The sequence below is a fragment of the Chryseobacterium taiwanense genome (genome assembly GCF_000813825.1).
In the GTDB taxonomy this organism is placed as follows: Bacteria; Bacteroidota; Bacteroidia; order Flavobacteriales; family Weeksellaceae; genus Chryseobacterium; species Chryseobacterium taiwanense.
Genome location: NZ_JWTA01000005.1, coordinates 228,364 through 254,787 on the forward strand (window position 1 = coordinate 228,364; position 26,424 = coordinate 254,787).

Consider the following 26,424-nt stretch of genomic DNA (forward strand, 5'->3'; position numbering starts at 1 on the left):
TCTAAAATATTAAATACACATTCAACATGAAAAAAGTTTACAATCTTTCCAGTAAAGTATTGGCGGTTTACTGCATACTGAACTTTGGAGTTACAAAAGCACAGCTTCCGTAATGGGGCTTGGAAATTATACTGTGGGAGCAGTCTCAGATAACGGAGTGGTAAGTATGCACACAAGTGGAGGTGCAGTTTATAAATGGAGCGCGGCAAGTGGACTTGTACAAATAGGGACAATTACCAATGGGTATCCTGCAGCCGGAAGAACGATGGTTTCTAATGATGGGACTAAAATTGCCTCTTCGGTTACGAAAGCTGCGACAGGTTTTAATGAGATCTCGACGTATGATGGGACTTCATGGACGAACAGAGGAGGGCTTGTTCCTACCGGTTGGGACGGATCTGTAAGTTCTACTTGGGGAATGTCTGCAAACGGAAATGTAATTGTTGGCCTAGGCTGGCTTACTGCAGGTACAGCACATGCTGTAAAATGGGATGCAACGAACGGAGTGGTAGACTTGGGAAGTATGATCTCGGGAAGCAGTTCAAGAGCAAATGCAGTTAATGCAGATGGTTCTGTAATTGTAGGATGGCAGGATGAAGCAAATGGAACAAGAAGTGCCGCAAGATGGGTAAATGGAGTAGAGAGTTTTATTACCGACGGTGGCGGAAATAATCTTGGGGAAGCCGGAGGGGTTTCTTCAAATGGAAATATAGTAATTGGGGCAGGAATGCCAAATCCGTATGTTTGGAGCACAACATCTGGAGTTACATACATAACACATCCAAATTCCTCGGTCTTCTTCAGGGGTGGTGCGACAGGGATATCTGCCGATGGAACAACTGTAGTAGGGTATTTCAGGGCATTTTCGGCGCCTCCAATGTCTGGAGAAGGCTTTATTTGGACAGCAACGACTGGACGTGTTAACCTAAATGATTATGCAGTTTCATTAGGAATTGCAACGAATGGGGTAACGATGGCGCTGCCTTTAGCAATTTCTCAGGATGGGAAGAAAATTGCAGGCGTGGGAACAAATGCTTCCGGAATAGTAGGTTTTTATTTAGATCTTACACAATATCTGTCCGTGAAAGATGATGTAAGAAATAATCCGGATATAGGTATTTATCCAAATCCGGTAACGAATATCCTTTATTTTAAAGGAAATGAAAAAATTGAAAAGGGTGAAATTTATAATATGGTCGGGCAAAAAGTGAGAATATTCAATTCGGTTGAGCGCCAGATTGACGTATCGTCTTTATTAAGTGGAGATTATATACTGCGATATTCTGTTAAGGGGGGAAAACAACAGAGTTATAAATTCATAAAGCAGTAAAAAAACAGACAACTCACTTGATGTCTTAGACCAAAAAACTCGCAGATTAATCTGCGAGTTTTGTTTTTTTATAATTATTCTTCGGATGCTTCTTCTTCGTCATCCTCATATTGCTCTAAATAATAAGTGAACGTGAAGTCTTCCATTTCATCTTCGGAATCTTCCAAAGTCGTGAGTAAATCTTCGAAGATTTCCAGCTGGTCTATGCTCATGTTTACAAACTCTAAGTGAAGAGGCATTTCCAGTTCTCCGGTAATGGCATCTGCTAGTGCATCCAGATTCTCTCCAAAATGTTCAGGAAGTGGAAGCTTTTCTTTTAATTGAGCATAGAAGTCTTCATAATCTCCTATATCTGTAAAATCTATATATATTGTTTTCATATCGAATTGAATTTCCAATTTTTATTAATTAAAACCCTTTTGCATTTTTTACAAAATTCTGTTTCTTCGTTTGTAGGATTTTTGCCTTCTGCATCTCTCATAAAACACTGTTTTTCGGAGCAATGAGGTAATCCTTGTGTATGACCAAGTTCATGAATAGCTACTTTAAAGAACTGTTCATCAGTATTTGTTTTACTTAATCTGAACATTGAAGCAACACAAGCTTTCCCCGGTGTAAAGCCCAATCCCATTACACCAAAATCTTTTATTTCTCCTTTGGTAACACTGATGTCTTTTGAAGTTAAACCAATCGTTACAAAATTTTCTTCCGTTCTTTGATCTAAAAATTTAATAATCGAGTCTGCTCTGTAGCGGTTCCTCTCTTTATAATAAGTGTTATCAGGTAAATCGATAGGCTCTAAAACTTTGATATTGGGATACACCTTTTTGATTTCATTCGTTACAAACTTAATGCTTTCAGGTTTTAAATCTTTAAAAGGCTGAATTAAGATGGTAACAGTTTCTTGTTCCCCGAACATTTTCTGTTGTTTTTCTGAACAGGAAAAGATGAGGAATAAGGAAACAACGAACACAAGAAAATTACTGCTTTTCAAAACTCTTATAATGGTTTTTCGTCAAATAAACATCTCCGTTTTGAGTGAAAATAATGCGGTCAGCATTTCGGTTTCCACAGTGATAATTTACATCTGCCTCAAAATATTTTTGTCCTTTAGGTAATTTTCCTTCCCGATTTCCAAACTTGTCTCCACCAATTGCTTTTCCCTGCAAAACATCACACAGATTTCCTTTTGAAGGATTCCATCCTTGGTTTCGGGCTTCATTTTTTGTAATGTAATAATTGGGAAGCTGATGATTTTGTTTCACGTAGCTAATCACCGTTTTCTCTTCTGTTAGTTGATCGATGGATTGTTGTAAAGAAGAACTTGCAGAATCATTTACTTTTCCATATTCAACTGTAGTTGTACTTGGTGGCGCCGGATTATCTTTAATGAAATTATTGTAAATATACATTACAGACATTCCGAAAAGAAGTCCTAAACAAATGAAAAACAGAGATCTTGTCTTACCGTTCATATTTTGCTATCAATTATTATGGGTAAATTGTTTACTTCGTCAATCAATTGTGAATTTCTAAATTTAATTATAAAAATTCACAACTGACCATTCATTTTATGCTTCTCTCCACTCCTCAGGAATATCACAGATCGGAATAGGAACCATTTTATGTTTTGCTGCTTTATGCATTCTGTCAAAAATCAGGAATACTTCTTTGTCTCTTCCTTCATAATCTTCAGCGGTTTTAGTACCATATTCTTTCTGAATTTTTTCCAATTCTGGATAAGTGGCTCCAATTTGATCTTCATCAGTTCTTTCAGCATCCCAAAGTCCGTCTGTTGGGATAGCCTTTTGAATACTTTCAATAAGATTTAAGCCTTTTGCTAATTCATAGACTTCAGTTTTGTAAAGATCAGCAATTGGAGAAACGTCTACACCGCCATCACCGTATTTTGTATAAAAACCGATTCCGAAATCCTCTACTTTATTTCCTGTACCACATACGAGGAGACCGTGAAGTTGTCCGAAATAGTACAGCGTTACCATTCTGAAACGAGATCTTGTATTGGCTAATGATAAATTATTGCTCCATCTTCCTTCCACATGATCTTCCACACTGTTTTCAAATGTTTCAAAAACCGGAGTCAGATCAATCCTTTTTCCCTGAACATTCGGGAATCTTTTTTTGAGATCTGCAATATGATCCTGAGCTCTGTTTACCTGATCTTCTTTTTGACGAATAGGCATTTCTAAAAGCAGAACTTCAAGTCCTGTCATGGCGCATAAGGTAGAAACCACACCGGAATCTACACCTCCCGAAACTCCAATTACATATCCTTTTACATTTGCTTTTGTTGCATAATCTTTCAGCCAGCTTACAAGATGATCTATTACTTTTTGTGTCTGCATTTTTTATTTTTTTAATCTATTCCAAATTCTCTAGGGTATTTTACGATCCCTTTTATATTTTTCAATGAATTTTCAGTTAATTCCAATGCCATTCCGTTTTCCTCAGGAATATCAAACGGAAATGAAATTCCAAAATTACTGGTTTTTTTGTATCCAAACTTAGGGTAATACGTTTCGTGTCCAATTAAAATAACAGACTCAAACCCTAATTCTTTTGCTTTATGATGTCCAAAATCAATCAGTTTTCCACCGATTCCCTGGTGCTGAAACTCTGGTTTTACAGAAACAGGAGCTAAAGCTAATGATTCAAACACCTCAGAATCATTAATAATTTTAAGTTTTGTAAATAAAATGTGACCGACTATTTCTCCATTCTCATTTTCTGCAACGAGGGAGAGTTCAGGAATGAAAGCATCAGATTTTCTTAGCTTTTCAACTAAAAACTGTTCTTGGTGATCACTGTATTCTATATTTTTGAAAGCTTCTTCAATTAATTGAAAAACCTGTGGATAATCTTTTTCCTCCTCCTGTCGTATCGTAATCATAAGATATAGTTTTCGCTTTTCAATTCATACCAAAAACAAACTCCATCCGGTTCTGTAAACTCATCCGTTTTTTGAAAACCTAATTTTTTTAGAATGTGGTTTGACCCTACATTTTCAGAATGAGCATGAGCATAAATCGTATCAGTTTTTAAATCATTAAAACCAAAATCCAAAGAAGCCCTTGCCGATTCAAAAGCATATCCCTTTCCCCATTTCTCAGGTAAGAAGCGGTATCCTAAATCATATATTCCTTTATATCCGTTGATTTCTTCAGTTAAGAGTTTTAACCCACTCCATCCAATTAGCAAGCCTGTTTCCTTTTCAATGACAGCAAGTCTTCCAATACCATTATCAATATATTGCTGCTGAATCATTTTAATAACATTCTTAGACTCATGGACTTCCGAAAGGGGAGGAACTCCAATATATTTCATTACTTCCGGATTTGAGTCTAAGAGAAACAAGCGTTCAACATCTGTTTCTTCAAATTTTCTCATTAAAAGACGCTTGGTTTCCAGTATCATTTTTGTGTCTTATATTTTTCAAATAAAGATTCCATTTTTCAGGATGATAAAACCCAATAATTTGACTATAGAATTATCTTTAAATCCTTATTTTTGTAAACTTAAATTCATGTAAAAATAATGAAGATTTTCCGAATTGCTATACTTTCTTCCATTTTAGTTGTAAGCTTACATTCATGTAAAAAAGAGCAGGAGACACCATGGAAGGTAGAAATTGAAAAACCAGCTGAAAAAGTAGAGGTTGTTGATATTTCTAAGATGTTTTATGATAAAAACGTTCCGTTGGAGCAGTTTAAAACCAATTTCCCTTGGTTTCAGGGGACAGTTCCTGATGAAGATTTTGCTAAAAGAAGAGCAGATGCCAATGAAATTAAAATTTATAATGAGGCAATACATAAAATAGATGTAAAGAAACTTCAGACTGAGCTACAGGAATTATTTTCACATATAAAATATTATTACCCGAAATTTAAGAGTCCGAAAGTCTATTTGTTTTCATCCGCATTACAGATGGCTCAGGATCCTATTATCTATGATGAAAAAAGCGGTTTTTTATTCATAGACATTACAGGATTTATGGGAGATGGAAATGCTAATTATAAAGGATTGGAGCTATATTTCCAAAAATCGATGAATCCGGCTAATATTGTTCCGAAAGTTTCACAGATTTTTGCGGAGAATATTGTGACGGCTTCTACTGAACAGAAGTTTGTAGATCAGCTGATCCTTAATGGCAAGATTATGACCCTTCAGGATGCTTTTTTACCGAATTTTCCTGATTACCTTAAGATGAATTATACTGTTAAGCAATATGATTGGGCAGTGACTAATGAAGCAAACATCTGGAATTATTTTGTAGAGAATAATTTAATATTCGGTGATGATCCGAGATTGGTAGAACGTTTTATTTCTCCCGGCCCATTCTCAAAATTTTATACCGAAATTGATAATGAATCTTCTCCTCAGATCGGAATTTTCACAGGATGGCAGATTTGTAAATCATATTTAAAAGAGAATCCGGAAACAAAATTATTAGATTTCTTAAAAATGGATGCACAAACCATTTTCAGTAAATCAGGATATAAACCTAAAAATTAATTAAAAGAATTAGAAAAAATAGAAAGAATGAGAAAGACTCAGATTACGATAGATGTAGAATTGGATGAAAATCACATCCCGGAAACAATGACTTGGAATGCACAGGATGGTGGTGTTGATAAAGAAGAAACAAAAGCAGTAATGATTTCTGTTTGGGACGAAAAAGCGATGGAAGCTTTAAGAATCGATCTTTGGACAAAAGAAATGCCGGTTGACCAGATGAAAATGTTCATGCACCAGATTTTAGTTTCTCTTGGAAGTACTTATCAAAGAGCTACAGGAGAGGAAGATGTAGCACAATGGATCGAGCAGATGGCAGAAGAATTTGCGATCAAGTCTGCAATAAAAATGTAAAACCAATTTGAAAATGTGGTAATGAAATAATTTGAAAATGAAAGCAGTGAAAGAAATTTTCAAATTCTAACATTTTCAAATTAATAAATTATAAAGCAATGAATTTTAATACAAAAGTTATACACGGAGGGCAACATCATGAATCTGCAACAGGTTCTGTGAATGTTCCTGTATTTTTAACGTCTACATTCGCGCAAAAAAGTCCGGGAGTACATTCCGGTTACGAATATTCAAGAGCGGCAAACCCTACAAGACAGGCTTTGGAAGACTCTTTGGCAAGCATTGAAAACGGAGCAAGAGGATTGGCTTTTGGTTCTGGTTTGGCTGCAATCGACTGTGTTTTAAAATTATTAAATCCTGGTGATGAGGTAATTGCAGTTGACGATTTATATGGCGGAACTTACAGAATGTTCACCAGACTTTTTGAAAAATATCAATTGAAATTTACATTCGTGAATTTTGATGATGCTTCAAAAATTGCTGATGTGATCACAGATAAAACTAAATTGATCTGGGTTGAAACTCCAACAAACCCTTTGATGAAATTGGTTGATATTAAAGCAGTTGTTGAGGTTGCAAAAGGAAAAGATATTTTGGTTGCGGTTGACAACACATTTGCAACACCTTATCTTCAAAGACCAATCGATTTGGGAGCAGATATCGTAATGCACTCTGCAACTAAATATTTAGGAGGGCACTCTGATGTTATTGCGGGAGCTTTGATTGCTAAAGATGCTGAATTAGGAGATAAGCTTCACTTCATTCAGTTTGCAAGTGGTGGTATTTTAGGACCTCACGATTCTTATTTGGTGTTGAGAGGAATTAAAACCTTGGCTTTAAGAGTTCAAAGACACTCTGAAAACGGAATAGCAGTAGCAAAATATCTTGAATCTCATCCTGCAGTAGATAAAGTAATTTATCCGGGATTGGAATCTCACCCACAATACGAATTGGCAAAATCTCAGATGAAAGATTTTGGAGGAATGGTTTCTTTCACATTCAAATCGGGTAAAAAAGAAGATGCAATCAAATTTTTAGAGAAAGTAAAAGTGTTCACTTTGGCAGAATCTCTCGGTGGAGTAGAATCTTTGGCGAATCACCCTGCTTTGATGACTCACGCTTCTATTCCTGCTGAAAAACGTGCTGAATTAGGAATTACTGATGACTTAGTTCGTTTAAGCGTTGGAATTGAGGATGCTGAAGATCTTATTGCAGATTTGGAAAGAGCTTTTTCTTAAATTGTAGAAATATTGTAACGCTTTGTCATTCTGAACGTAACAGAGTGAAGTGAAGAATCTGTTGTCTTTACAAGGGATTCTTCCTTCGTCAGAATGACAATCCACTGAAGAATATATTAAAAATAAAACATCATGAGAAAGATTCAGATTGTATTGCTGTTAATTTTAAGTCAGATTGCCTATTCTCAGGTGAAAAATTCCGATGAATTGTACAAAACGGCAAAAAGATTAGACAGTTTGATATTCGATATCGGATTCAATACATGTGATCTTTCTCATTATGATTCTATCGTAAGTGACGATCTTGAGTTTTATCACGATAAAGGCGGAATCACTTCCGGAAAAACAGCTTTCATAGCTTCGATTAAAAATAATATTTGTGGTGGGCCAAATAAGGTAAAACGTGAGTTGGTTCCGAACAGCCTGAAAGTATATCCTCTATACAACAATAATACTTTGTATGCTTTTATTGAGGAAGGCGAACATGAGTTTGCTGAATTTTATAAAGGAAAATGGAATAAAGGTAGCCGTGCCAAATTTACTATCCTCTGGGTTCTGGATGGAAAAGACTGGAAAATGAAACGGGTATTGAGCTACGACCATCACTTATAATTAATTATGAAAAATACAAGAAAAGCAACAATTCAGGATGTACATCAATTGTCCGAATTGTTTGATCAGTACAGGATTTTTTATCATAAAGATTCCGATATTCCGGCAGCCGAAAAGTTTTTAACAGAAAGAATCAAAAACAAAGATTCTGAAATTTTTATTGCTGAAAGTGAAGGAAAGCTGGTTGGCTTTGTTCAATTATATCCATTGTTTTCATCAACGAGAATGAAACGATACTGGTTGCTGAATGATTTGTATGTCAATGAAAATTACCGCGGAAAAGGCTTTTCAAAAGAGTTAATTGAAGAAGCTAAAGAACTGGCAAAATCTACTAATGCTTGTGGAGTTCTTCTTGAAACCGGAAGATCCAACGATATCGGAAACAAATTATATCCATCTTGCGGATTCGAACTTTACGATGAAGTGAATTTCTATGAATGGACGAACAGAGATTCATAAATAATCATTGATAAATTGTAAATGATTAAAACGTTGGCAGTTATCAATTATCGGCTATCATTTATCAATTATATTAACAACTTATACCTAAAAAACATGACTGATTTTCAAAAATACGTTCAGAGATATTTAGATAATATTCCATCCGAAGATTGGTTGGGCGAGTTGAAGAGATCGGGTGAAAAGACCATAGAAATCTATTCAAATCTTACAGAGGAGCAATCGCTTTTTGCCTATGCAGAAGGGAAATGGACTTTGAAAGAATTACTCTTGCATTTATCAGATACAGAAAGAGTGTTTCAATATAGAATTTTAGCTTTTGCAAGAGGAGATAAAAATGAACTACCGGGTTTTGATGAAGAGCTATATGCAAGTCAGTCTTTCGCCAATGGAAGAAGTTTAGACTCTTTGTTGGAAGAGTATCAATTGGTAAGAAAATCTTCACAAATTTTATTGGAAACATTGGATTCCTCTGTTCTAAATAATATTGGAACAGCCAACGGAAACTCGATTTCTGTAGAAACCATCGGAAAATTGATTATCGGTCACAATTATCATCATCTGAATATTATTGAGGAAAGATATTTGCCGAATTTGTAAAGTTTAGTAATTTTATTGTCATTGCGAGGAGCGGAAGCGACGAAGCAATCTTTATATTATTTAAAACTTATCACAAATGAAACCTGGTTTTGTATATATCATGACCAATAAAAATAATACTGTTCTTTATACTGGTGTTACATCAAACTTGCCTAAAAGAGTTCAGGAACATCAAGAAAAAGCTTATGAATTAAGTTTTACTTCAAAGTATAATCTTAATAAATTAGTGTATTGGGAATCTTTTCAGGAAATAGGAAATGCTATTTTTAGAGAAAAACAGATTAAAGCAGGTTCAAGACAGAAAAAAATAAATTTAATAAACTCACTTAATCCGGAATGGAGAGATTTAACAGAGGAGATAAAAGATATAATGAATCCTTTTTGAGATTGCTTCGTCACTTCGTTCCTCGCAATGACAGAAAATAATGGAAAAAATAATAGAAATACTAAAATCCGGAGGAACAATTCTTTACCCAACAGACACAATCTGGGGAATAGGTTGTGACGCTACCAATATAGACGCGGTCAACAAGATTTTTGACATTAAAAAACGTGAAAAGAACAAATCCATGATCATTTTGGTGGAATCTGAAAAGAGACTACAGGATTTGGTAGATGTCCCTGAAATGGCATGGGAAATCATCGATTTGAGTGAAAAGCCGGTGACAATCGTTTATGAAAATCCAAGAGGTCTACCCAAAGAACTTTTGGCCGAAGATGGAAGTATAGGAATTCGTTTGGTAAAAAATGATTTTTGTAAAAAACTAATTACTAAATTAAATAAACCATTGGTTTCTACTTCTGCAAATTTTAGTGGAGATAAAAGTCCATTGAAATTCTCTGATATTTCACCTGAAATTATTGATCTTGTAGATTATGCGGTGGAAGAAGACCGAGAGAAAGTTTCAAAATATTCCGGGTCTTCTGTGATAAAGATTTGGAGTGACAATAGAATAAAAGTTCTTAGAGAATAAATTAAAAAGACGTCCTGAAAAAGGCGTCTTTTTAATTTATTTTATTTCAGGTATTTCTGATAGATTTCATCTTTTTCTGAATAGAATTTTAAAGCAAATTCCTGATTATCGCTGATTTTAATGTAAGATAAATCTGCAGAAGAGTTTTCATCCCATTGTTTTCCTTTTAAAAATTGATCGTTGGAATCTAAAGTGAAAGAAAAGTTGTCAGCATTGTAGCTGGAATTTCCTTTTATATTTTTTACAGGAGTGTTTTTGGGCGTGAAGGTAATCTTAAGTGTATCATCATCTTGTAATGCAATTTTGGATAGAGCATCATATTGAACAATCTGAATTTCTCCATTTTTTTCATAACGTATTCTGACGATCGAATTTAAGGTAGCTTCTTCTTTAAAAACAGATATAATAAAAGCTTGATAGGCAATACCGTCACTACCAAACCAGCCTACAGCATCAAAATAAGGTTTGTTTGTATCATCTGTTTTTTTAGCATAAAAGTTTTGAAGAAGGGTATACATATTTTCGGTTCTGAAATAAAATCTATCCGCTTGATTTTGCCTGTCTTGGGTTGTGAGAGTTGAGTTTTTATAAATAATAGGAATAGGTGAAGTACTGTTTTTATCAGATTGTGTTCCTGTTATTGTACTTGTTTTTGGATCAATTTCATACACAAAAGTATCGGGATTGTAGGTAACGTCTTTTCCTTTGATGATTTGCACTGTGCCATTAGATTTTGGAATAAATGAAATTCTTGTATTTCCGTTTTTTAATTTTTCATAATAACAGTCTGCATAAAATTGGATCAAATGCTCATTTTCATCGGTGGTATATAAAACCCTTACGGTAGAATCTGCGCGTCCGTCTTCACTATGTCGATCGGTAATCATCATAACGTTGTATTTCACGCCGGAATTATCGGTAAAATCTATAAAATCGGTATAATAAACATTTTTGGCCTGAGAAAAAAGAATAGAACATAAACACAAGAAGGCCATGAATAAGAATCTTCTCATAGTTGTTAGTTTTTAGTTATCTTATAAAGTTAAGTAAATTTTATAAACGATTCTGCAATTGTTAAAAATTTAATCTAATTGTTATCTTTGCAAAAAATTTCATTTTAATATCTGAAATCTTATATCCTTAATAATGACAATCAATCTCAATCAAAATAAAAATTTAAAGCTTTTCAAAATAATCTCGGAGGTTGCAGACAAGAACAATCAGTCTGTATACGTTGTTGGTGGCTATGTTCGAGATTTATTGATGAAAAGAAAAGCGTCAACGGATATTGATTTTGTTACTGAACAAAGTGGAATTGAGCTGGCTCAAAGTGTTGGAAAGGAAATCGATCCGAAAATGAAAGTTTCTGTTTTCAAAACTTATGGAACGGCTATGATCAAATATAAAGATCTTGAACTTGAATTTGTAGGGGCAAGAAAAGAAAGTTATACGGAAGACAGCCGTAAACCCGAAGTAGAAGGAGGAACAATAGAAGATGATCAGAAGAGAAGAGATTTCACGGTAAATGCAATGGCTATTTCTTTGAATAAAGATAATTTCGGAGAGCTGATCGATCCTTTTAATGGAATTGATGATCTGGAAAAAGGAATCTTACGAACTCCTTTAGAACCGGCTCAAACCTATTCTGATGATCCTTTGAGAATGATGAGAGCGATTCGTTTTGCATCAACATTACAGTTTCAGATTGAAGAGAAATCTTTAGAAGCCATTAAGCAGGAAGCGGAAAGAATCAAGATTGTTTCTATGGAAAGAATTATGGTGGAGTTTAATAAAATTATGCTTTCCCAAAAACCTTCAATAGGACTGAAGCTTATGGAACAAACAGGTTTGATGAAATTAATTATTCCTGAGCTGATCGAACTAAAAGGTGTGGAAGAAGTGGAAGGACAAACCCATAAAGACAATTTTTACCATACACTGGAAGTGGTGGATAATATCTCTGAAAATACAGATAATCTGTGGCTTCGTTGGTCAGCATTACTTCACGATATCGGAAAAGCTCCGACAAAAAAATTCGTTGAAGGAACAGGCTGGACTTTCCATGGACATGAATTTTTAGGTTCAAAAATGGTGAAAACATTGTTTCAAAGATTGAAATTACCATTGGGACCAGACATGAAATATGTTCAGAAGATGGTAAAGCTTTCATCCCGTCCTATCGCTTTGATTACGGATGATGCTTCGGATTCTGCACTGAGAAGATTGCTGTTTGATGCAGGAGAAAATTTGGAGGATTTATTCACGCTTTGCAAAGCAGATATCACAACAAAGAACTCTAAGAAACAACAGAAGTTCAAAAAGAATTTTGAATATGTTGCCGTAAAGATTAAAGAAGTAGAAGAAAAAGATCAGGTAAGAAACTTTCAGCCACCAATTTCCGGAGAAGAAATTATGGCTATGTTTAATCTTAAGCCAGGTCGCGAGATTGGAATTTTAAAAGAAAAAGTAAAAGAAGCTATCCTTGAAGGTGAGATTGGGAATGATAGTGAAGAGGCTAGAAGATTCGTGATTGCGGAAGCTGAAAAACTAGGACTTTCTCTTGCTTAAAATGTTTTTCGGAACATTTGACTATATCATTTTAGGACTTACTTTCATCTTCAATTTCGGAGTTTGGAAATATAAAATAATTAAGAAACGTAATTGGATATTGTATCTGATTACGTTTTTGCTTTTTGGGTGTATTATACCTTTCTTTTCTATGGGCTTTGAGATTCAAAAAGCAATTGAAGGGCAGGAGTTTGTTGATAATTTTACACTTTTATATACCTATTTTAGATTTCCAACTTGGTGGTTGATAGGAATTTTAGAAATCGGATTTCTAAGGTCTTTATTAAGAAAATAAAAACGTCCGGGCGGTTTCGAAGAAACCGCCCGGACAACATAATGTAAAAAATAAAAAGTATTATTTCACCTTTAATCTTTTTCAAAATTAAAGGATAGAAATATTAGAATTGATAACTAACTCCTAAAGTATAGTTTCTAGGTTTAGTTTTGTATCCGATGACATCAACATAAGAGGTATTGAACAAGTTTCCAATGTTCGCAGAAATATTGATGTTTTTGTTAATATTTTGATTAACATTCAGATTGAAAAGATTGAAATCTTTGTTTACAACGTTTACCGTTGAATATGTTGTAGAATCGTAGTATGCATCGGTTCTTTTTCCTACAAACTGGTGAGTCAGGTAAATACGAGTAGTTTTGAAAGGAGTGATTTTAACATAAGAATTTACTCTTTGTTTTGGCTGTCTTAGCATGGTTGCTTCTTTTTCTTTTTCTACAAAGCTGAAGTTTCCTCCAAATCCGACATACTTATTTACATCATAATCAAAACCGATTTCGAAACCTTTTACTTTATTGGTATCTACGTTCAGATATTGTCCTGCATACGTTACGAAATCAACAGTTTGGTACGCAAAAACATCTTTTTCCTGTCTTTGGAAAAGGCTTGCATTAAAAACTAAAGTTTTGCTTTTGTTTCCAATCGTTAAATCAATTTCGTGAGATTGATTCGTTTCCGGTTTTAAGTCAGCATTGGGAAGAATGTATGGTAGAGAACCGTAATTCTGATATAGAGTAGGAGCAATAAATGCAGTGGCAAAAGAGTAACCTACTTTATAGAAAATATTTCCGCTTTCTCCTAAATAATATGGATTTACGGAATATACCCAATGATTTCCAAATTTAGAATTATCCGTCATTCTAGTTCCTGCTTCTAAATTAAATCCTTGGTAATTCAGGTTAATTTTAGCAAATGCATCGAAATTAGAGATTTTAGTATCATCCTCTTTCATAACCTCTTCTAATGAAGTTCCTCCCCATGGTAGAGAAGAAGATCCCATTTTTTGATTTTCATACTGAACTCCTACAGTAAAATTGAAAAAATCATTTACTTTATAGTAGTTGTATAATTCTGTGAAAAGGTTTTTTCCTTTATATGAAAACTGATCGTTGTATTTATCTGAATAGAAACTTTGTCCGATTCTTTCATTTCCTGAATATCTCGAATTTAAAACGATCTGACCTTTATTGTATTTGAATCCTGCATTTAATCCGGTGAAGAATTGTTTGTCATTTCCTCTGTATGCTCCGTCAGCAAAAGCTCCTTCGTCATACTTATAAAGGTGGTGATTCCAGCCTCCCGAAACATTTACATTGAATTTTTCGTCAGTATATCCTGCGTTAGCTGAGATATTTTGCTTTTCCCAACCGTCTTTATCAAAAGTATCATCACCTTCAGCAGAAGAAATCCCTTGAGACTTTTCGTTGAAGCCGTTAACCTGATAGTTGAATTTATTGACTTTTCCTTTTACAGTCGCATTTTGAGCAAAAGTACTGAAAGATCCTCCTCTTGCAGAAAGAATACCTTCTACAGCTTTTTGTGCAGACTGTTTTGTTTTAATATTGATTACAGAAACCGTAGCATTAGAACCGTAAAGTACAGAAGAAGAACCATTCAGCACTTCGATGCTTTCTATATTTTCCAGAGCAATTAAACGTAGATCTGTTACAGTGTAATCGTTTCCTGTAACATCTTTCAACGGAATTCCGTCAATAAGAACCAAAACATTAGCACTTTTTCCTCCACGGATTTTCATTGATTTAGGCTCAGCTTGATTGTTGAAATTTCCGGTAATTTGAAAACCTGCAATTTGATCCAAAACATCATTAAGAGTTTGTCCTTTGAAGTTTTCTAAATCTTCGTGTGTAAAAAGCTTTACGTTTTTCCCAGTTTTATAAAGCTGTTGAGGAATTTTGGAAGCTACAGTCACTTCTTCAATCTGAGTCTCCTGTTGTTGTGCGAAAATGGTTGTACCAGTGACAAGCATCGCTCCAACTAAAATCATTTTTTTGTTCATAAAAAATTGCTAAAGTTAAAGTTCGCTTACCGGAAAAAATAAAAGGCTAATTATAACGAATTCTTGAAAAATTCGATGAAATCAGGCTTTTCCTCCGAAAGCATTTTTTAATTTAATATTTCAGCAAGGTCTCCTGACTTTCACCTTTTCTACACCTTCTCGCGTTAGCAATGGTTTTTTTGTAGAAAAATCTTTTTATAAAGTACGTTTTGTACTCCTATAAAGTTGTGATTTACAGTTGCGGGGACAGTTCATGATTTTCACACGATTCCCTTTTCTGAAAATTTTTGCGAAATTAGTGAAAATATTTCAACTATTTGAAAATCTATAAATAAGTTCCGTCAAAAGAAAACGGAAGCAGGTCTTTTATAGAATGCACTTTGATGGTTTCTTCATTTAGATTGGCAAAATAAAGATCAATATTTTCATTCTGCTTTGTCTCGTATTCAATGATGCTTTGGCGGCATGATCCACAAGGAGGAATAGGTGGGTTTTTCTCTGAAAATTCTTTGGGACCACCTACAATGAATATCTTTTTAATTTTTTCATTCGGGAAATTTGCAGCTACCCAATACAGAGTCGTTCTTTCAGCACAAAGACCGGAAGGAAAGGCCGCGTTTTCCTGATTATTGCCGGAAAAGATGCTTCCATTTTCTAAAAGTATGGCACATCCCACGAAAAAATCTGAGTAAGGAGCATAAGCTTTCTCTCTTGCCAGTCTGGCTTTTTCAAAAAGTTCTCGCTCTATTTCGTTCAGTTCTGTACTGTTTTTGAAATGCTCATAGCTTATATGTATATCTTTTCTCATATCTTAATAAAAAAGGGGGATAAAATTAGCCCTTTTTCGTAACGTAGGCAATACCTTTTACTAAGACTAAATTTGTAATTTTAAAACTTATAAAAAATAAACAATGTTATATTCACCAATACAATTTAGAAATGTAGAGTTAAAAAATCGTTGGGTAATGTCACCTATGTGCATGTATTCTTGCGAAAACGGAGTCGCTAATGATTTTCACTTTGTGCATTACGGAAGTCGTGCACAGGGAGGAACAGGGTTGATTATAGTAGAAGCAACTGGCGTAGAACCTCGAGGAAGAATTACCAATCATTGCATGGGAATCTGGAATGATGAACAGGCTGCAAAGCTTAAGAAAATTGTTGATTTTGTCCATCAGAATTCAGAAAGTAAAATTGGAATTCAGCTTGCTCACTCAGGAAGGAAAGGTTCTACATGGAATAATATTCAGATTTCTTTAGAAGAAGGATGGGAAACACTCGCTCCGAGCCCTATTCCGTATCATCCTACAGAAAGAATTCCTCATGTTTTGACAGTGGAAGAAATTAAAAAACAAGTTCAGAATTTTAAAGAAGCAGCAAAAAGAGCGGTGAAAGCAGGTTTTGATGTGATTGAAATTCATGGAGCGCATGGATATTTAGTTCATCAGTTTTTATCGCCACTTTCCAATATCAGAACAGACGAATACGGAGGGAGCTTTGAAAACAGAACTAGATTTTTACTGGAAATTGTAGATGCGGTAAATAAAGAATTGAACGAAAATGTGGCACTTTTTGTTAGAATTTCCGGAACAGAATATGCTGAAAACGGATGGGATATTGAAGAAAGTGTGGCATTGGCAAAAATATTAAAGAGTCATAATGTTGATCTTATTGATGTTTCCAGCGGAGGAAATATTCATGGTGCAAAAATTTCTGTTTTTGAAGGCTATCAGGTTCCGTTTGCTTCAGAAGTTAAAAACAAAGCAGAAGTGAAAACAGGAGCGGTAGGTTTGATCACTAAAATAGAACATGCTGAAGAGATTCTACAAAAAGGTGATGCTGATCTTGTGCTTGTGGCAAGAGAAATTCTAAGAAATCCGTATATTGCCGTGCAAGGTTCGTTTGAAATGCATGAAGAATCATTTTTTCCACATCAGTATTTGAGGGCAAAAATTTCTTCTTAATTTAGTGCCACCAAAAATGAGAATATGAAAATCGAAGACTTTATGTTGCCCTGCCCAAGCAAAAAGTTTCTAGGAATAGAATGTTTTGGCTGTGGAGCTCAAAGAGCAATTGTGATGGTTTTTGAGGGCAGATTTAGTGAAGCCTTTCATATGTTTCCTGCGGTGTACACCTTACTGCTTTTTTTGTGTGTAGTTGGTGTAAACTTTATTGACAGGAAGAGAAATTACGGAAGTTTAATTATTTCCTTAGCAATTATTAATTCAGTAATCATGGTGATTGCTTATTTTTACAAACATTTTTTTATTTATATATAACACAAACATTAAAATTTTAACTATGAATCAACAAAAATTACCCAATGCAACGGCGGTACTTGTTTTAGGAATTGTATCTATTGTCGGATGCTGCTGCTACGGAGTTGTCGGAGTTATTACAGGAATTATAGGATTGTCTCTTTACAAAAAAGATAACGCTCTATATCAGCAAAATCCTGATTTATACTCTGATTACAGCAATCTGAATACTGGTAGAATATTATGTATTATCGGTCTTATTCTAAGCTCATTAAACCTAATTGCTAATATTGCAATGATCTCAATATTCGGTTGGCAAGGAATGTCTGATCCTCAACTGATTCAGGAAAGAATGAGAGAAATCTTAGGACAGTAATCTACAAACATATAGAAAATAGAAGACCACAATTTGTGGTCTTTTTTTGTGACTTTTTCCGTCATTAAATACTCAAATACAATGTTTTAACTGAGCTGTTTAGTTATTTTAATAAATCTCTTGGAGCTTCTAAAATGTTGAAATTACCGCTCTAGTCGTAGAACTACTACAAAGAATCGTAGAATTACTACAAAATTTGAAATTAGTGTTTAAAAGTTTTTAAGATTAAATTCTTGACTATACCTTTGTCTTACATTAATCACCAAATCACGAAATATTAACGATTAAAATTTACAGATCATGGCAGCAAATTCAAGAGGAATTTTAAAATTCAACGGAGGAGAAGGTCAAAAATTATTAAAGCTGAACTACAGCGTATCGAGATCTACAGATGTATCGGGTAGAGTAGCTTCAGATCCTTCCAACGCAATTATTAAACTTACCGTAGAAGCAACAGAAAAATCTGATATTCTGGAAAGCTTACTGAACGGAAAATATAAACCGACAAGCGGAGAAATCACATTCAACAAATCTCATGAAGAAGGAACATTGATTACTTTGAATTGGGAAAACGGATACGTAATTCAGCACGAAGTAGACTTTGATGCAGTAGATCAAAACTCTATGTTGGTTAGCTTTACCATAAGCGCAGAGAAGATCAATTATGGTAACTCTGCTTATGAAGGACTTTGGCCTTCAGCTTAAACAAGACAATACACACCACATCATCAACATTCATAAAAAAAGACTGTCTATTATAGGCGGTCTTTTTTTATGAAAGCTTTTTATTACGGTTTTCCATAATGTTTGATTATTAGTATTTTATATATTTATATAATAAAACTATAACCAAATATTTATGTCAGATACAGTTAATGCAAAATTGTACAAAATACAAGATTTTATTGTTCAAGAAAAAAATAATAATGAAGAACTTATTCAAGAAGTAATTGATAATTATTTAAAGACGAAAGAGAATGAGTTTATTCCTATTGGCCTATCAGATAGTGTGAATTTTGATAATTGGAATGCAAAGTTATATGTGTTTACAACTGGAATTAAAGCTCCTCATTGGTATGATTTTTTAGTTTCTATAGTTGATGATGAAGAAGAATTAGACAATGTTAAAGTACAAAATTCAACATTTGTATTATTTATTTATGATAAGGAATCTATTTTTATTATATCGAAAGGATATCACGGACATTCTTTATTAGATGGATATATTGAACCGTTTTTTGGAATGGATGTACTATCAAAGTTAGTAAATAAAAACTCGACAGAAATTAGACAGCTAGAAGAAAGAGGGTTGTTTGGAATTGAACTTGGAGCCCAGAGATTTTTTAGAGAGAATTACAGTTTAGCATTTGAAGATGATTTTGGAAAAATTTATAAGGCAATGTTAGCATCGATTAATGAAGATGATTTTGGAAAATTAGGTATTACTAAAAAAAAGAATCAACAAAGAAGCTTTCTATAAATGGTAGCTCATCTCTTGAAATTTCTTCTAAATTTAATTATGAGGAGCTTATAAATCGATTGATAAAAATAAAAAAATTATTAAAATTAGAAGGTGTTGAATTTAATCAATTTTATAGATTGCCTTTATCAAATCCAATTAATAAAGAGCTAAACGATTGTTTGCTAGCCTATGCTTATGAATGTCTTAAAAATAATGAAAACATTGATTTCTATAACCCTAATCTAATTCATTACATAAGAGCAACAGAGACTGAATTCTTTAATAAAAAAGATGGAGAATATTGTGAGAAAGAATATGCAGCTTCTAGTAATTATATTGAAATAATGAATTTATTAAGGGATAATAATTTAATTGATGATGCTAGTTTAGAAACATTTAAAGAATCTTTAGAAAATACTCAAGGTCATTTTAGAGAGAATGATATTGGAGAGTTTATTTCGGCTTCAAAACTTTCTTCTTGGATTTCTGGAGAAGTAGAATATGGAGGAAACAAATATTTTAAACTTGATGGTTCTTGGTATGTATATAGGGAGAGTTTAGATCAAAACTTGAACGAATATTTTAAAAATTTTGATTTTGAAAATTTTGCTCCAACATTACCATTAAAATCTTGGATTAAAAAGAATGAAGGTTTGTATAATTTGAGTTTCAAAAATAATGAAGGTTTTATTGTTGGTGATAGAGCTTATTTGAACTATATTGAAATTGCAGATCTAATTAAAGTAACAGATGATAAAATCTATTTATATCATATTAAAAAAGGTTTAGGACAAGATACTAGAGCTTTAATAAATCAAATAAATAATTCAGCTCGTTTTCTATCTTATTCAGAAGATGAAGAAAGTATTGAAGGTCTTAAATCATATTATAAAAGTATTTCAAATAAGCATTATAGTGGAGGAGAAATTACTATAAAAGAAAAAAGAAATATAAAAACATTATCTGAAGATGATTTCATTAAATTGTTTAAATCAAAGAGGAAAATATCTTTTGTTTTTGGTTATGGCTCTAATAGTGAATTATCTATACAAGAAGAAATTATTGCAAGTAACTCTCGCATAGCAAAATTATCTTTAATTTATATAATAAGAGATATGAAAAGAACTGATTATGAGTTATTATTTGAGCGAATATTATTAGATGAATAAACAAAAAAGCCTTCTCTTTCTACAGACAAGGCTTTTTTATGTCAAAATAAATTTATTTTACGATAAACTTCAGGGTAGAAACACCCAGTTTTAAAATATAAACTCCCTGTTCAAGATTTTTAATTTTAATTGAATTTCTACTGTTTTTAAAAGGCTGATTAATGGTTTGCATTAATTTCCCCTGAAGATTGTAGATCTCAGCTTTCTGAATACTTGCTGTATCCCCTTTTACAAAAATCTCCTGATTAGAAATCGGGTTCTGAGAAATTTGTAGAGGTGTATTTTCTGTAGCTAAAGTAGGTGTGCTACTTGCCATTCTTGAAGTTCCGCCGTAGCAAGTCCAGCTTAGATTATCAAGAGCTACTCGGTTACTGGTTGAGCTATTTACTAAGCTTACCGTTACATTTTCTGAAATATTGATATTGCTGATTGTAGTCGTAGTCGATGTTGTGCTATAAGGAATTGTTCCTACAGATACACCATTTACCAGAACATTAAACGTTCCGCTTGTACCTGTAAATTTCAGCTGAGTAGTTACTGTAAGTGAACCAATTCCGTTGGCAGAAGAACTTGAAGTTAAAGATCCATCTCTTACAGTAATTGCTTTGGTAGAGATTGTTTGGTCTGTTCTTGCATCAGTAGCAGTCCATGTAATCCCTCCGTTAGTCCACGTTCTTGTGGAATAAGATGATGAACTTACAGTAGGAATTGTTTCAAAAGTTTCACTCACACAATTAGTAGGTGGAGTTACCGTTCCTGTTGTTGTGCCCGAAACGGTTGAACTGTTTGCAGAAGGATTTCCGGCTGCATCTTTTGCTACCACATAGAAACTGTAAGTAGTAGAAGCTGATAATCCTGAAATTGTTGCAGAAGTTGAACTTACCGTCGTTTTCAGACTTCCGTTCATATAAACATTGTAAGAAGTTACGCCTACATTATCCGTTGAAGCACTCCATGAAAGAGAAATACTGTTTGTTGTAGTTCCCGAAACTGCCAATCCTGTAGCTGTTGTTGGAGCTTGTGTATCTGTTGTCGGCTGTTGAGAACCCCAAATTGAATCCACATATGTCGGATTATCAATAAAAGGATTTCTATTCCCTTGGTATGCATATGAAGCATTGTTTCTGTTGATTTCTGCCTGAGAAACAGGATCTTGATTATGCCAAGCCAGTAAAACATTCAGTTCCCAAGTCTGTAATCCCGGATAAGTAGAACTTCCCAGCATGTTTCCTGTAGTGAAAGTCGAAAGTTTGCTTTGATAACGAGTCACAAAATAAAAAATCATTCTCGCTACATCTCCTTTGAACTCATCAATAGGCTCAAAAACAGTTCCCGAATATCCTGAAGAAGTGGAGTTTCCAAGTTTTGAACCGTTTTTAGAGGTAAAAGTTGCTGTTCCCACTTTTCCGAAAGGGTAATTAGATCTCATTCCATTTACTTTTCCGTCGGTAGCTCTGATAAAATGAATGTCTGAAACCATCGGAGCAGCCTCATTAAATAAACTTTGAGGAACAATATGCTCTCTGTTGTAGCAGTTTCCCTCAACGGAATAGGTTCCACACTGATTGGTTCCAGGAGTGTATTTGTAAGGATCTGTTGACGTAGGATTTTCTGAATAAATATCTAAAATAGATCCGTCATTTTCATAATTTTTATCAATGTCAGTCGTTTTATAGCCTGTCCAGAGACCGCTATATCCTTTATCCTGATGTCCGTTTGTGATAATGGTACTTAAAGCCGTCTTCAGGTTTGCACCCGTTAATCCATTAGCCGAATTATAATATCCCGTGGGAGCTTGAGCACTTGCCAGAGAAGCAAAGCCCAAAAAGAAGAAAATCTTTTTCATAAAATTTATTTTTTGTAAGGTTAATACAATTTTATAAATATTAAATTACATAATTGTTAAGATTTTACATTATTTGTTTTAATTCTCTTACAGAAATCAATTTTCAGTGTTGATAAAAATCATATAAAATTAATATTGCCGTATCTGATGTAATGCATAATTTCGCATTATTATTTTTATTTAGAATGATTAAAAATTTACTTATTGAAAAATGTTTACCCATAATCAGTACTTTTTGTGGGGTTTTATTCATCAATGCACAATGCAATCCGGTAACTGAATTTTCAGAAAATTTTGATGCTTATTCCTGTTGCACGATGGGAGTTGTGCCCAATTGTTGGAGTAGTATACGACTGAATAATGCAAGTCAGATTATATCGAGTACACAGCCTGCATCAGGAACCAGCCAGATCTATCAGTTCGGATATGGTGCCGGAACAGTGTCTATCGTGATAATGCCTGAGGTTTCAAATATCAATGCAGGAACCCATCGGTTCAGAGTAAAGATGAAAGCCAATTCTGCTGGTTATCTTGAGTTTGGATATATTACAGATCCTGCTGATGCCAGTACTTTTGTTGTCCTTCAGGCGATCAATATTAATAATACAAGTTATAATGATAGTGCAGCGGAAAGAATTTTTACAGTTCCAACCACTGTTCCTGCAGGAGCGAGACTGGCAATTAGGAATCCGGGAACTTCTTTTGCAGGTCATTATTGGGATGATGCAGTTTGGGAGCAAATTCAGAATTTATCTACCACTGAAAATGATCTTCATTCAGGAGTAGGAGTTTATCCAAATCCATTTAATGAGGTATTGAATATTTCAGATACGAAAGATCTGAAAACAATTTCCATTACTGATGCTTCAGGAAGACAGATCAAGACTATCGAAAAACCATCTGCAGCAATACAATTATCAGACTTGGAAAAAGGAGTGTATTTTGTGACTTTACACTTTAAAAATGGAACAACTAAATCATTCAAATCAATCAAATACTAATTTTTTTTAAATTTCCTCTGAAAAGGCTGTTGATGTATCGACAGCCTTTTCTATTGGCAACAAAAAAGCCGACACAAAATTTGTATCGGCTTTTTATATATTTGATTGATTTACATCTATTTTCTCTGTGGAGGATAGTTTTTCATGATTTCCGCCATGATTTCCGGAATCTGTCTTTGTTTTGATTTCGGAGAATCTACAGAAATACCGCTTCCGATTCCTTGCCAAACCAATTTGTTTGATCTTGAATCTATTAAATCTACAATAATAGCTCCTTCATTATAATTGCTAGTCCATGTTCTGCTCATTCCAACTCCCCATCCGAAAGGACCTCCCCAACCGTACATTCCGTAAGGAGAATTGTTGGTCACATCCGTTATTTTTTTGTGGTTTGCTTTTACATTTACAATAAGATCAGGATTTTCTCCAGATTGAAGACCTTTACTTTGAAGTTGTCTTGACAATTCATTCAAAACACGGTCTTTATCGATATCATTCAGCTTCAAATCATCAATTCTTATTTTATAAGTTTTATAAGAAGTGAAATTGGCAGTTTCGGCATAATCAGAACGTACTTGGAAAGGACTACATGACGTTAGTCCCAAAGCAGCCGAGGCTAACAAAATAAAAATATATTTTTTCATTTTATTTATTTTTTTTATCGTTTTTAATGAATGTATCGGTCTTTTTATCGTATCCGTAAGGACAGTGTCTACAACCGCTTTTACAACAATGTCCTCTTTTCAGATGAAATTTTTCTGTAAAAACCTTATACCCTTGCTCGTTGTAGTAAAAGTCTTCACCTTCTTTGATGTCAAAAAGTGCCATAAGTTAAATCTCTAAGTCAAAAAACTTTATATTTGTTATTATGATAATTGTGTGCCAAAAGCCTTTAAAAAGATTAAAAATTAACGGCATTGCTCTATTTCCCTTTATTTTCATTAGGAGACTCGAAGATAGGGAAAATAAAATACTTATCAATCATGAAAAAATCCATTTGAGACAGCAATTGGAGCTTTTGGTCATTTTTTTCTATTTTTTCTACATCATCGAATATTATTACTGGTTATTGAAGCTTAAAAACAGAGATTTAGCCTACAGAAGAATCTCTTTTGAAAGGGAAGCCTATACGAATGAGTATGACTTAGATTACCTCAAAAATAGAAAATTCTGGAGCTTCCGGAAATATCTATAATATCACTGTTTCATAATTTTAGCTTTTGTTTAACGAATTAAAAAACTATCAATTAAAATAATTTCAGGAAATTTGCGGTAATGAAACTTCCTGAAATTCATATTCCGATTATTGAACTTCCTGTCAATAACAATGTGAAGCTCTTTATGAAAAGAGAAGATCTCATCGATTCTCAAATTTCGGGAAATAAATATTGGAAACTTTTTTTTAATATTAATAATTATTTAGAGAAAAATCCTGAAAATCCGTTTATCATAACTTTTGGTGGTGCTTTTTCCAATCATATTGCTGCAGTTTCTTCGGTAGGAAAGATGTTGAATATTCCTTCTTTGGGAATCATAAGAGGGGAGGAACTGCAGGATAAATGGCGTGATAATCCGACTTTAGCCTTTGCGAACCAAAATGGGATGAATTTAAGATTTGTTACCCGTGAAGAATACCGCGATAAAGAAAAACTTACTCAATCTTTACAGAAAGAATTTCCCGATGCCTTGATTGTACCGGAAGGAGGAACGAATGAAGATGCTGTAAATGGGGTAAAAATGATGCTAAATGACGAAACAAAAGATTTTGATTATCTTTGCACGGCTGTCGGAACTGGAGGAACCATTGCCGGGATCTTGAAATTTAGTGAAGACAATCAGAAAGTTATAGGATTTACGGTAGTAAACGATTCTTCACTGGAGAATACAATATCCGAATTAACTTTGAAACAAAATTTTGATCTAATAGATTCAAGTTTTGGAGGTTATGGTAAAATAAAAGATGAAAACATCCGTTTTATCAATGATTTTAAAGAGCGATACGGAATTCCTTTGGAGCCGATTTATACAGGAAAAATGATGCAGAAGGTTTTCGAACTGATTGAAGAAGGGTATTTTCCTGAAAATAGCAAGATTTTGTGCTTTCATACCGGTGGATTACAGGGAATTGAAGGAGCAAATTTGCTTTTACAGAAACAAAATAGAAATTTAATTATAAAGTAAAATTGAAAAACATGAAAAGACTTTTCTTACTAATTAGCCTTTTAGTTTTATCAAAATTCTCAGCTCAGACCTGGGCAACTGAAGATCAATACATCCAAAAATTTGCAAAATATGCGGTAGAGGAGATGGAAAAGTATAAAATTCCGGCTTCTATCACTCTTGCGCAGGGACTTTTGGAAACCGGTGGCGGACAAAGCCGATTGGCTCAGGAAGGGAAAAATCATTTCGGAATAAAATGTAAAGAAGACTGGACGGGAAAAACAATGAAACATACCGATGATGCTCCTAATGAGTGTTTCCGTGTATATGAAGATCCTAAACAGTCTTACGAAGATCATTCTATATTTTTAGCAACCAGAAAATATTATACGAATCTTTTCAAACTGGATATGAAAGATTATAAAGGATGGGCGACAGGGCTGAAAAAAGCCGGATATGCTACCAATCCTCGTTATGCTTCTATCCTGATTGGGAAAATTGAAAAGTATAAGTTGTATGAATTTGATGATACGAGTTCTAAAGAAGTAATGTATGCTGTACTGAAAATGTATCCGGATTTGAAAGATGACCGAACTTTTATGGCACAGCTTGAACCTTCAAAAGCGGTGAAAAAATCAAAAGATCCGGTAACGGTAGAAGTTCCGTATAAGGCAACATCGTATGCTCAGCAACAAAAAAGAGTAGAGAAGATCAAGACAAAAGCTGAAATTCTTAACTCGATTCTCATTAAAAGTCATCCTAATGACGGACTAAAATATATCATTATTCCTGAAGATACGAATGTTCAGTTTATTGCTAAAAAATTCAATATCAGTGAAAGTAAGCTGATAAAATGGAATGAATTGGATAATGATGTTTTAAAAAAGAACGAAATTGTTTTCCTTGAATCTAAAAATTCTGATGGTAATACTGCTACTTATAAAGCCGAATTAGGCGAAGATATGCATGATATTGCTCAGAAATTCGGAATCAGATTAAATAAATTATATGCAAAAAACAGAATGGATGAAGGTCAGAAACCTTCTGCAGGACAGTTGATTTATTTAATAGATAAAAAACCTAGAAACTAATTTAATTTATATATTGGTGATTGCTAGTTGATGGTTGATGATGTTGACCGCCGACTAGCAATTGTTAATTTTACACTACAA

At 33.9% G+C, this 26,424-nt stretch carries 33 protein-coding genes and 1 riboswitch; of the genes, 21 read left to right on the forward strand and 12 right to left on the reverse strand.

What is annotated here, in order from left to right; all coding sequences use genetic code 11:
* The first annotated feature begins 112 nt into the window (after nt 1–112).
* Nucleotides 113–1,330 carry a T9SS type A sorting domain-containing protein gene (locus RM51_RS07585; RefSeq protein ID WP_228375788.1) on the forward strand — a complete coding sequence of 406 codons (1,218 nt, stop codon included), beginning with the start codon at nt 113–115 and terminating at the stop codon, nt 1,328–1,330.
* Nucleotides 1,331–1,404: 74 nt separating this feature from the next.
* Here RM51_RS07585 and RM51_RS07590 read toward each other — a convergent pair whose 3' ends face one another.
* The 6 genes from RM51_RS07590 to RM51_RS07615 form a co-directional block, all read right to left on the reverse strand.
* Nucleotides 1,405–1,710 (reverse strand): barstar family protein, encoded by a 306-nt coding sequence (locus tag RM51_RS07590; protein WP_039367768.1) that lies wholly within the window; start codon nt 1,708–1,710, stop codon nt 1,405–1,407.
* Entirely contained in the window at nt 1,707–2,249 is a 543-nt protein-coding gene (locus RM51_RS07595; protein WP_117590342.1) for a matrixin family metalloprotease, read from the reverse strand. Before RM51_RS07595 ends, RM51_RS07590 begins: the two co-directional genes overlap by 4 nt.
* Nucleotides 2,250–2,310: 61 nt before the next feature.
* Nucleotides 2,311–2,805, reverse strand: coding sequence for a ribonuclease domain-containing protein (locus RM51_RS07600; RefSeq protein ID WP_039367093.1), 495 nt, complete (start codon nt 2,803–2,805; stop codon nt 2,311–2,313).
* A 96-nt stretch (nt 2,806–2,901) separates the two neighbouring features.
* Nucleotides 2,902–3,696 carry an NAD(+) synthase gene (gene nadE / locus RM51_RS07605; RefSeq protein WP_039367095.1) on the reverse strand — a complete coding sequence of 265 codons (795 nt, stop codon included), beginning with the start codon at nt 3,694–3,696 and terminating at the stop codon, nt 2,902–2,904.
* An 11-nt stretch (nt 3,697–3,707) separates the two neighbouring features.
* Nucleotides 3,708–4,241 carry a GNAT family N-acetyltransferase gene (locus RM51_RS07610; protein WP_185095000.1) on the reverse strand — a complete coding sequence of 178 codons (534 nt, stop codon included), beginning with the start codon at nt 4,239–4,241 and terminating at the stop codon, nt 3,708–3,710.
* A complete protein-coding gene (locus tag RM51_RS07615; protein ID WP_228375789.1) occupies nt 4,238–4,765 on the reverse strand; it encodes a GNAT family N-acetyltransferase in 528 nt (175 codons plus the stop codon). Before RM51_RS07615 ends, RM51_RS07610 begins: the two co-directional genes overlap by 4 nt.
* 120 nt (nt 4,766–4,885) lie before the next feature.
* Between RM51_RS07615 and gldB the strand changes: the two genes are divergently transcribed.
* The 8 genes from gldB (at nt 4,886) to RM51_RS07655 (ending at nt 10,100) form a co-directional block, all read left to right on the forward strand.
* Nucleotides 4,886–5,863: a gliding motility lipoprotein GldB gene (gldB, locus tag RM51_RS07620; protein WP_081999197.1), complete on the forward strand. Its 978-nt coding sequence runs from the start codon at nt 4,886–4,888 to the stop codon at nt 5,861–5,863.
* 27 nt (nt 5,864–5,890) lie between these two features.
* Complete coding sequence (gene gldC, locus RM51_RS07625) at nt 5,891–6,217, forward strand: gliding motility protein GldC (protein ID WP_039367098.1); 327 nt, start codon at nt 5,891–5,893, stop codon at nt 6,215–6,217.
* A 98-nt stretch (nt 6,218–6,315) separates the two neighbouring features.
* Entirely contained in the window at nt 6,316–7,455 is a 1,140-nt protein-coding gene (locus tag RM51_RS07630; RefSeq protein ID WP_039367100.1) for a cystathionine gamma-synthase, read from the forward strand.
* Between the two features lie 132 nt (nt 7,456–7,587).
* Complete coding sequence (locus RM51_RS07635; RefSeq protein ID WP_039367101.1) at nt 7,588–8,067, forward strand: nuclear transport factor 2 family protein; 480 nt, start codon at nt 7,588–7,590, stop codon at nt 8,065–8,067.
* A gap of 6 nt (nt 8,068–8,073) precedes the next feature.
* Nucleotides 8,074–8,526, forward strand: a complete 453-nt coding sequence (locus RM51_RS07640) for a GNAT family N-acetyltransferase (protein ID WP_039367104.1) — start codon at nt 8,074–8,076, stop codon at nt 8,524–8,526.
* 96 nt (nt 8,527–8,622) lie between these two features.
* Nucleotides 8,623–9,126, forward strand: a complete 504-nt coding sequence (locus RM51_RS07645) for a DinB family protein (protein WP_039367107.1) — start codon at nt 8,623–8,625, stop codon at nt 9,124–9,126.
* Between the two features lie 76 nt (nt 9,127–9,202).
* Nucleotides 9,203–9,511, forward strand: coding sequence for a GIY-YIG nuclease family protein (locus RM51_RS07650; protein WP_039367110.1), 309 nt, complete (start codon nt 9,203–9,205; stop codon nt 9,509–9,511).
* A gap of 40 nt (nt 9,512–9,551) precedes the next feature.
* On the forward strand, nt 9,552–10,100 hold the full coding sequence (locus RM51_RS07655; protein WP_039367113.1) for an L-threonylcarbamoyladenylate synthase: 549 nt from the start codon (nt 9,552–9,554) through the stop codon (nt 10,098–10,100).
* 41 nt (nt 10,101–10,141) lie between these two features.
* On the opposite strand, the gene RM51_RS07660 is transcribed toward RM51_RS07655, so the two are convergent.
* Nucleotides 10,142–11,113, reverse strand: a complete 972-nt coding sequence (locus RM51_RS07660) for a hypothetical protein (RefSeq protein ID WP_039367116.1) — start codon at nt 11,111–11,113, stop codon at nt 10,142–10,144.
* 133 nt (nt 11,114–11,246) lie between these two features.
* On the opposite strand from RM51_RS07660, the gene RM51_RS07665 reads away from it, so the two are divergent.
* Both RM51_RS07665 and RM51_RS07670 read left to right on the forward strand, forming a co-directional pair.
* Complete coding sequence (locus RM51_RS07665; protein ID WP_039367119.1) at nt 11,247–12,668, forward strand: CCA tRNA nucleotidyltransferase; 1,422 nt, start codon at nt 11,247–11,249, stop codon at nt 12,666–12,668.
* Nucleotide 12,669: 1 nt separating this feature from the next.
* Nucleotides 12,670–12,963 carry a hypothetical protein gene (locus RM51_RS07670; protein WP_039367121.1) on the forward strand — a complete coding sequence of 98 codons (294 nt, stop codon included), beginning with the start codon at nt 12,670–12,672 and terminating at the stop codon, nt 12,961–12,963.
* A 103-nt stretch (nt 12,964–13,066) separates the two neighbouring features.
* Here RM51_RS07670 and RM51_RS07675 read toward each other — a convergent pair whose 3' ends face one another.
* The gene (locus RM51_RS07675) at nt 13,067–14,968 is read right to left on the reverse strand and encodes a TonB-dependent receptor plug domain-containing protein (RefSeq protein ID WP_228375790.1); all 1,902 of its coding nucleotides are present in this window, start codon (nt 14,966–14,968) and stop codon (nt 13,067–13,069) included.
* 124 nt (nt 14,969–15,092) lie between these two features.
* Nucleotides 15,093–15,291: riboswitch (cobalamin riboswitch) on the reverse strand.
* 14 nt (nt 15,292–15,305) lie between these two features.
* Nucleotides 15,306–15,788: a cytidine deaminase gene (locus tag RM51_RS07680; protein WP_039367127.1), complete on the reverse strand. Its 483-nt coding sequence runs from the start codon at nt 15,786–15,788 to the stop codon at nt 15,306–15,308.
* Nucleotides 15,789–15,891: 103 nt separating this feature from the next.
* Here RM51_RS07680 and namA point away from each other — a divergent pair, with 103 nt between their 5' ends.
* The 6 genes from namA (at nt 15,892) to RM51_RS07710 (ending at nt 20,245) form a co-directional block, all read left to right on the forward strand.
* Nucleotides 15,892–16,944, forward strand: a complete 1,053-nt coding sequence (gene namA / locus RM51_RS07685) for an NADPH dehydrogenase NamA (protein WP_039367130.1) — start codon at nt 15,892–15,894, stop codon at nt 16,942–16,944.
* A 24-nt stretch (nt 16,945–16,968) separates the two neighbouring features.
* Entirely contained in the window at nt 16,969–17,259 is a 291-nt protein-coding gene (locus RM51_RS07690; protein ID WP_039367133.1) for a DUF2752 domain-containing protein, read from the forward strand.
* Between the two features lie 22 nt (nt 17,260–17,281).
* Nucleotides 17,282–17,614, forward strand: coding sequence for a CCC motif membrane protein (locus RM51_RS07695; RefSeq protein ID WP_039367136.1), 333 nt, complete (start codon nt 17,282–17,284; stop codon nt 17,612–17,614).
* Between the two features lie 300 nt (nt 17,615–17,914).
* Complete coding sequence (tssD, locus tag RM51_RS07700; protein WP_039367141.1) at nt 17,915–18,319, forward strand: type VI secretion system tube protein TssD; 405 nt, start codon at nt 17,915–17,917, stop codon at nt 18,317–18,319.
* 154 nt (nt 18,320–18,473) lie between these two features.
* Complete coding sequence (locus tag RM51_RS07705; RefSeq protein WP_039367144.1) at nt 18,474–19,094, forward strand: DUF6119 family protein; 621 nt, start codon at nt 18,474–18,476, stop codon at nt 19,092–19,094.
* A 20-nt stretch (nt 19,095–19,114) separates the two neighbouring features.
* Nucleotides 19,115–20,245, forward strand: a complete 1,131-nt coding sequence (locus tag RM51_RS07710) for a DUF6119 family protein (RefSeq protein WP_262483697.1) — start codon at nt 19,115–19,117, stop codon at nt 20,243–20,245.
* Between the two features lie 52 nt (nt 20,246–20,297).
* Here RM51_RS07710 and RM51_RS07715 read toward each other — a convergent pair whose 3' ends face one another.
* Nucleotides 20,298–22,091: an endonuclease gene (locus RM51_RS07715; protein WP_052248434.1), complete on the reverse strand. Its 1,794-nt coding sequence runs from the start codon at nt 22,089–22,091 to the stop codon at nt 20,298–20,300.
* A gap of 185 nt (nt 22,092–22,276) precedes the next feature.
* Between RM51_RS07715 and RM51_RS07720 the strand changes: the two genes are divergently transcribed.
* Entirely contained in the window at nt 22,277–23,092 is an 816-nt protein-coding gene (locus RM51_RS07720; RefSeq protein ID WP_039367150.1) for a T9SS type A sorting domain-containing protein, read from the forward strand.
* 116 nt (nt 23,093–23,208) lie between these two features.
* On the opposite strand, the gene RM51_RS07725 is transcribed toward RM51_RS07720, so the two are convergent.
* Complete coding sequence (locus RM51_RS07725; RefSeq protein ID WP_039367153.1) at nt 23,209–23,736, reverse strand: DUF4136 domain-containing protein; 528 nt, start codon at nt 23,734–23,736, stop codon at nt 23,209–23,211.
* 1 nt (nt 23,737) lies between these two features.
* Nucleotides 23,738–23,920, reverse strand: coding sequence for a DUF5522 domain-containing protein (locus RM51_RS07730; protein WP_029294953.1), 183 nt, complete (start codon nt 23,918–23,920; stop codon nt 23,738–23,740).
* 40 nt (nt 23,921–23,960) lie between these two features.
* Here RM51_RS07730 and RM51_RS19620 point away from each other — a divergent pair, with 40 nt between their 5' ends.
* The 3 genes from RM51_RS19620 (at nt 23,961) to RM51_RS07745 (ending at nt 26,343) form a co-directional block, all read left to right on the forward strand.
* Complete coding sequence (locus RM51_RS19620) at nt 23,961–24,287, forward strand: membrane protein (RefSeq protein ID WP_039367159.1); 327 nt, start codon at nt 23,961–23,963, stop codon at nt 24,285–24,287.
* 80 nt (nt 24,288–24,367) lie between these two features.
* Complete coding sequence (locus tag RM51_RS07740) at nt 24,368–25,273, forward strand: 1-aminocyclopropane-1-carboxylate deaminase/D-cysteine desulfhydrase (protein WP_039367160.1); 906 nt, start codon at nt 24,368–24,370, stop codon at nt 25,271–25,273.
* Between the two features lie 11 nt (nt 25,274–25,284).
* On the forward strand, nt 25,285–26,343 hold the full coding sequence (locus RM51_RS07745) for a glucosaminidase domain-containing protein (protein ID WP_039367781.1): 1,059 nt from the start codon (nt 25,285–25,287) through the stop codon (nt 26,341–26,343).
* Nucleotides 26,344–26,424 lie beyond the last annotated feature (81 nt).